The organism is Microcoleus sp. LEGE 07076 (assembly GCF_015207455.1).
Classification (GTDB): Bacteria; Cyanobacteriota; Cyanobacteriia; order Cyanobacteriales; family Microcoleaceae; genus Microcoleus.
The window spans coordinates 1-4,420 of record NZ_JADEWV010000336.1 but is presented as its reverse complement, the minus strand read 5'-3'; the positions used below and the strand labels follow the sequence as shown (position 1 = coordinate 4,420).

Sequence of the window (4,420 nt, the reverse complement as noted above, 5' to 3'; positions counted from 1 at the left end):
GCAAGAAACTCAAAATAACAAACTAGCAGAGGATCTCAAAACTGCTCAGCAGTCAAACAGCTCTTTAACTTTGAACAAAGTAACTTTAGAACAAGCAAACGAAAAGGGCGAAACGTTCTGGAAAGTCAACTCAAACAGTGCCGTTTATAGCAAAGACCAAAAGACAGTTAACGTTCAGAAACCAGTGGGCAAATTGTTTCAGGACGGCAAAGAAATTTACGACATTCAGGGAGAAACCGGGCAGGTATTTCAGGAAGGAAATCAGGTTTTTCTCAAAGGCAACATAGTCGCTACAGACTTGAAAAATGGAGTGATATTGCGGGGAAATGAGTTAGAGTGGCGGCCAAAAGAAGATATTTTAGTTGTTCGCAATAATTTGACTGGAGAGAACAAACAGGTGACTGCTTCAGCGAAGGAAGCGCGGGTTTTTAGCAGGGCGAAAAGGATAGAGTTATTCGGTTCTGTGGTGGCGAATGTGAAAGATCCAATTTTGCAATTGCGAACCGAACACTTAGTGTGGTTTGTGGAGCAACAAAAAATCAACAGCGACCAACCGACTCAAATTGACAGATATAAAGATAAAAAAGTAACAGACAGCGGTTTTGCTGACCAGGTAGATGTAGACTTAAAAACCAAGATTGCGACATTAACCCAAAACGCTCAATTAATGCCCTCCGACCCGCCGCTGCAAATAGAAAGCAGTTTGATGAGTTGGAATTTTCCCGCACAAAGTGTGGTTTCGCCCGGGGCTGTGAAGGTTTTTCACCGCGTGGAAAAGGTGACGATGACTGGGGATGCGGGGCGGGGAGATTTAGAGAAAAAAATCTTTTATTTGACGGGAAATGTGGTAGGAATTGGGGAAAAACGTCAATCTCAATTAAATACCGATCGCGTAACGTGGTATTTAACCAACCAGACGTTTGACGCAGAAGGAAATGTGGTTTACAAGCAGCTAAATCCGGTGTTTAATTTGACTGGGCCGAGGGCGGCGGGAGAGCTTAAAAATCAAACTGTGATTGTCAAAGGTGACGGTGGCGGCGGCCAAGTTGTGACGGAGTTTGTGCCGGATGAGAATAAGGAAATTTTGGGACAGTAGATGGGATTGCAACCGCAGATGAACGTAGATGAACGCAGGTGAATGCAGATATAATTAAGATTGGATTGAGTAAGGAGGGCTTGGGATGACGACAACTTTAGAAAAGTTAGAACGGCTCGATGAACCTATCTTAATTGACGGACTGAGCTGGAGAGAGTTTAAAGCTGTTGAACAGTTGCTCTCGCGTCCGGGGGTGAGGCTGTCGTTTTTAGATGGGGTGTTGGAGATTAGACGTATGCCTGGAAGAAAACATGAAACAGCCAAACAGCGGATTTCAACGCTGGTCGATATGTATTTGGAATATGCAGGGATTGACTTTACGCCAACGGGTTCGGTGACACTAGAAAGTGAAACTGGAAGGGTGAAGCGAGAAGCAGATTTGTCTTACGAATTGGGGGCTAACCGAGAATTTCCTGATTTGGCGGTGGAAGTGGTGGTGACTAGCGGTGGGATTAATAAGTTGGAAGCTTACAAACGCCTCGAAATTCCTGAAGTTTGGTTTTGGGAAAATGGCGCACTTGGTATGTATTCGTTGGGGGCTGATGGATATGCAGAGGTCGATCGCTCTTGTGTTCTACCAGATTTAGATATTGTACTCTTGGCGCGGTGTATCAATATGGAAAATCACCTTCAAGCCATGCGCGAATTCAGACAAGCAATTCAAAGTGTTTAGAGAGGCTGTGCGTGAAAAACTAAAAATCACAATCAAAATCTATTTATCGCCACACGCGCCTCAAATTTAGCACAAATCCGGGCAATATATCTTCACCGGACAACTCGGCTGGATTGAGCAATATTTCTACTTCTACCTGCTGTCGGTAAATCTCTATCCTTTGGTTTTGCGGGTCAATTAACCAACCCAATCTCGCCCCGTTTTCCAGATATTCCCGCATCTTTGCTTGGAGAGTCGGGAGACTGTCGGATGCCGATTCCCTACGGGATAGCTTCGCTTCACGCAATTCTACTACAAAGTCTGGACACAGGGGAACGAAGCCTTTTCGCTGTTTTGGAGTTAGCGCTTCCCAGCGAGTTCGACTCAGCCAAGAAGCATCGGGAGAACGGTTAGCGCCGTTGGGGAGAATAAATCCGGTAGCAGAATCAAAACCTTCTCCTAAATCATCGTTTGTTTCGCACCAATGGCCTAGTTGCGCGCTGATGCTGAGGTTGCGACTGCCTGATTCTCCGCCGGTGGGTGGATTCACGATTAATTCTCCTTGTGATGTTCTTTCTAATCTCAAGTCGGGATTTGCCAATGCTAAAGCCTCAAATTGTTCGCCGGTGACGGTTAGGGCGATCGAATTCGGCACTTCTAGAGATATAGTTTGTGGTTCAGTAAATGTTTGTACCATATTCAATTTCAGGGTTTTTTGGGTAAAAATTGGTAACAAAAAACTATTGTGTAGGGTGCGTCGCTATGAGATTTTCGAGTTGGGTTGTAGATTGTTGATAGGGACGCACCCTACGGTTTTTCTGGTGCGTCGCTATGAGATTTTTGAGTTGGGTTGTAGATTGTTGATAGGGACGCACCCTACGGTTTTTATGGTGCGTCGCTATGAGATTTTTGAGTTGGGTTGTAGATTGTTGATAGGGACGCACCCTACGGTTTTTCTGGTGCGTCGCTATGAGATTTTTGAGTTGGGTTGTAGATTGTTGATAGGGACGCACCCTACGGTTTCTACTTTTTCCTTCTTCCTTCTTCCTTCTTCCCTCTTCCTTCGATTACAACTGACCAAAACCTTTTTTAGGCTTGTTTTTTTTCTTTTTCTTCTGGCCGCCCATTCCCGGCATTCCCGGCATTCCTCCCATTCCTGGCATTCCCGGCATTCCTCCCATTCCTGCAAAGTTGCCTTGACTCATTTGCTGCATCATGGTACGCATTTTTTGGAAGTCGCTGACGAGTTTTGTTACGTCGTTTTCTGCGTAGCCTGCGCCTTTTCCGATGCGGCGGCGGCGGGATGGAGAACTTGCTAAAAGTTCGGGATTGCGGCGTTCTTCAGTTGTCATTGAATTAATCATGGCTTCGGTGCGTTTTAGCTGCACTTCTCCTTGCCGCATTTGTTCGTCTGAGAGTTTGTTCATCCCCGGAATCATTTTCATGATGCCGCCGAGGGAACCCATGTTTTTTAGTAGTCTGGTTTGTTTGAGAAAGTCGGTAAAGTCAAACTTTGCCGTGAGCATTTTCTCTTGCATTTTTTCGGCATCGGCGATGTCGAATTCTTCTTGGGCTTTTTCGACTAGCGTCAAAACATCGCCCATACCGAGGATTCTCGATGCCATGCGATCGGGATAAAATGGTTGCAATGCTTCCACTTTTTCGCCGACGCCGACAAATTTAATCGGCGCGCCGGATATTTGGCGCACGGATAAGGCTGCACCGCCGCGGCTGTCGCCGTCTAATTTGGTTAAGATGGCGCCGGTAATACCGATTTGTTCGTGAAAGGTGCGGGTTAAATTTGCTGCTTCTTGGCCGGTCATGGCATCAACAACTAACAGCGTTTCGTGGGGTTGTACTGTTTGTTTGATGCGGGCCAATTCTGCCATCATTTCTTGGTCGATTTGCAGGCGGCCTGCTGTGTCGATGATGATCGTATCTACGCCTAGTTCTTTGCCGCGTTCGAGCCCTTGGCGGGCGATTTCTACGGGGTCAGTATCAGCGCCTAATTCAAATACTGGTACGTCGATTTGTTTACCGAGGGTAAGCAGTTGGTCGATCGCCGCTGGTCGATAAATATCCGTAGCAACTAGCAGTGCGGTAAGATTTTGCTTGCGGAGGTGCAGGGCTAGTTTGGCGGTGGCTGTGGTTTTCCCGGTTCCTTGCAAACCGGCCATCAGGATGACGGTGGGCGCGGATTCGGCGGTGGCGAGGGGTACGTTGGTTTCCCCCATGACGCGGACGAGTTCGTCGTGGACGATTTTGATGAATTGTTGGTCTGGACGGACACCTGAGACGACTTCTGCGCCTTGTGCTTTGACCGTTACCTCTGAAACAAAGTTTTTGACGACTTGGAGGTTGACATCGGCTTCCAGGAGGGCGCGGCGGACTTCTTTGATCGCGTCTTGGATGTTGGACTCGGAGATTTTATTCTGTCCGCGCAGTTTTTTCCAGGTGGATTCGAGTCGATCGGCAAGGGCTTCAAACATAGGGCATTGTTGGCTAGTCAGTATTTTTAATTTTACCGATAAATGGGGATGTTTGGATTAATGTTTTGCTAAAAGTTAGATTTTTTATTTTTTAACCGCTGATGAACCCGGATTGATACTGAAACTACTTCAAATTCATGTAGTAGGGTACGTTTTGACAAACCCTACTTTCTGGAATATGAT

General features: G+C 46.5%; 4 protein-coding genes. 2 read left to right on the top strand and 2 right to left on the bottom strand.

Annotated elements, in window-relative coordinates:
* Positions 1-1,096: LPS export ABC transporter periplasmic protein LptC (gene lptC / locus IQ270_RS28540; RefSeq protein WP_193976494.1), on the top strand; the 1,096-nt coding region annotated here is incomplete at its 5' end.
* 85 nt (positions 1,097-1,181) lie between these two features.
* Complete coding sequence (locus IQ270_RS28535) at positions 1,182-1,769, top strand: Uma2 family endonuclease (RefSeq protein ID WP_193976493.1); 588 nt, start codon at positions 1,182-1,184, stop codon at positions 1,767-1,769.
* Between the two features lie 43 nt (positions 1,770-1,812).
* On the opposite strand, the gene IQ270_RS28530 is transcribed toward IQ270_RS28535, so the two are convergent.
* Positions 1,813-2,445: a Uma2 family endonuclease gene (locus IQ270_RS28530; RefSeq protein WP_193976492.1), complete on the bottom strand. Its 633-nt coding sequence runs from the start codon at positions 2,443-2,445 to the stop codon at positions 1,813-1,815.
* 370 nt (positions 2,446-2,815) lie between these two features.
* Entirely contained in the window at positions 2,816-4,237 is a 1,422-nt protein-coding gene (ffh, locus tag IQ270_RS28525) for a signal recognition particle protein (protein WP_193976491.1), read from the bottom strand.
* Positions 4,238-4,420: the final 183 nt, after the last annotated feature.